Annotated in this window: 2 protein-coding genes; both read right to left on the bottom strand. The window is 65.7% G+C overall.

What is annotated here, in order from left to right; all coding sequences use genetic code 11:
* Positions 1–54: 54 nt before the first annotated feature.
* Positions 55–1,293 (bottom strand): AmpG family muropeptide MFS transporter, encoded by a 1,239-nt coding sequence (locus ACP5E6_RS00840; protein WP_427950374.1) that lies wholly within the window; start codon positions 1,291–1,293, stop codon positions 55–57.
* Positions 1,294–1,338: 45 nt separating this feature from the next.
* Entirely contained in the window at positions 1,339–2,154 is an 816-nt protein-coding gene (locus tag ACP5E6_RS00835) for an aminoglycoside adenylyltransferase domain-containing protein (protein ID WP_427950371.1), read from the bottom strand.
* Positions 2,155–2,315: the final 161 nt, after the last annotated feature.

Below are 2,315 nucleotides of genomic sequence, written 5' to 3'. Positions count from 1 at the left end.
GCTTTCGCACGCCCAAATCGTTACGTTATCAAAACAAAATCCGAGCACCTCGCGCTAAGCCGCCGCCGCGATCGGATATTTCCGCAGAATCACCAGCAGCACCACCACCGCCGGCAGCGCCGAGACCACGGTGAATTCATAGAATCTGATCCATCCCAGCGCCTGTGCGATCACGCCGGAAAACCCGCCCACCGTCCGCAGCGCCAGCGCCGCCACCGAGGACAGCAGCGCGTACTGCGTCGCCGTATAGTTTTTGTTGCACAGGCCCGAGAGAAACGTAATGAACGCGGCATCCGAAATCCCCTGGGCAAAGGCTTCCACCACGCTCACCGCCAGCAGAATATGCGGCAGATGCGGATATAATCCGAGCACCGGGTACAACAGCAGCGCCATGGTCTGAAACAGCAGCGCCGCGAGCAGCGCCCGCCCCACGCCGGCGCGCGCCACCAGCACCCCGCCCAGCGCGGTACCGGCGAGCACCGCGACCAAGGCCGCCGGCCCGGTCGCCAGCGCGATAACCGCCCGATTGAACCCGAGATGCGTATAATAGGGTGCCAGCATCACCCCCGCCAGCGCCTCGCCGAGATAGAACAGCACGACGAACGCCAGAATCAGCACCGCCCCCCGGCGTTGCAGAAACGCCGCCAGCGGGGCCACCACGGCATCGCGAAACCGCGCCCCGATCGAGACCGGCCGATGATCCTGTGGAGGTACCGGCTCCGGGCAGAGCAGGGTCGCCGCCGCGCCCACCAGTTGCAGCGGCACCATCAGCAAAATCGCCTCATGCCAGCCGATCACCACCGAGAGCGCAATCACCCCCGATCCCGAAACCAGCATCGCCGCCCGATACCCCCACACATAGCCAGCGGTCGCCGCCCCCTGCAGATGCAGGGGAAAAAACTCGATCCGCCAGGTATCGATCATGATGTCCTGACTGGCCGAAAAAAACGCGACCAATCCGCCCAGCACCAACGTTACCGCCAGATCATGCGCCGGATGGGTCAACGCCAGCCCGCCGATCGCCGCGGCCAGCACAAGCTGGATCAGCAGCAGCCAGCTCCGCCGCCGCCCCAGCGCTCGAAACGGCCGCGGCGCCCGCACCTGGTCAAGCGCCGGCGCCCACAGAAATTTCAGCGAATACGCAATGCCCAGATTAGCGGTAAACCCGATCGCCGCGAGCGGCAGATCCGCCCGGGTCAGCCACAGCCGCAGGGTGAAACCCGACAGCGCCAACGGCAGCCCGGAGGAAAATCCCAGCGCGGTGATCAGGGCAATCGAGCGAAACCGGTCCACCCGCCTATCTGCCAGACCCACCCGTGGCCGCGTCAAGCGCCCCGTTCAGCCCACCCCCATCGCCACCGGATGCGAAGCGAGCACGAAGCGCAGAAAATCGATCGTCGAGCCGGCCCGCGCCCGCGTCAGCATCGGTGCCTCGCCGCGCCGCACCGCCAACGCCTCCTCGATCACATTGCGCCATTTCGGCGGATACACCCCCAGCGCCCACCGCCCCGCCGCCGTTTTCGAAACGATCCGCCCGGTCGCCAGCGTGCAGGCGATCCGCAGCATCCCCAGCACCCCCCACGCCAGCGGTGCCGCCGCGATATCCGCGTCATGATCCATCCGCAGCAGCGCGGCATCGCTGCGCTGCACCCAGCGCGCCCAGGACCCCTGCAGATGATCGAGCTGAAACCGCCGCAGCGCCGCCATGTCGATCGCGATGTCCAATGCCGGGACCGGCGGCCCGAACACCACGATGCCGCTTTGCACCAAACCCAGATAGGTCGCCGGATTGATCTCGAAACAGGGTTGCCCGGTATGGAATTCGCCCCGCACCGTGTAATCACCGATCTCGGCCGCACCTGGCGTCTGCGATAATCGCGACGCCTCAAGATAGATCCCATCGAACGCCGGCCGCCGCCCGGTATGCAGCCGGGCATGGAGCCCTGCCAGCGGCTCGACCAGATCGGGCACGATCGGCCGGTCGGTCACCGCGACGAAATCGACGTCGCTATGGTTCTCCTGATAGTCGCCGAGCGCGACCGACCCCACCAGATACAACCCGCGCACGGCATCGATCCCGGCGCCGGCCAGAGCCTCCTGATAGCGGCTGACCAGCCGCGCCGCCGCATGGGGTAACCGGGGCTGCATACTCATGATGAGAGTATATCGAATGATGGCGTCACACCCAAATGATGATGCGATGAAGCCGGTTCGGCACATGACCGATCGGTATCACGTCACGGCGTGACGATATGCGGCAACTCGCCCGATGATGGCCGCAACACGATTACGTAGCGATCAGTCACGGGGCGATC

Source organism: Acidiphilium sp. (genome assembly GCF_049977125.1).
Taxonomy (GTDB): domain Bacteria; phylum Pseudomonadota; class Alphaproteobacteria; order Acetobacterales; family Acetobacteraceae; genus Acidiphilium.
The sequence above is the reverse complement of the archived record's forward strand: the minus strand, read 5'-3'. Positions and strand labels throughout refer to the sequence as shown.

Bases quoted from the DNA above. Each gene is read 5' to 3' on its own strand.
- ACP5E6_RS00835 (WP_427950371.1), bottom strand. From the start codon at position 2,154: ATGAGTATGCAGCCCCGGTTACCCCATGCGGCGGCGCGGCTGGTCAGC.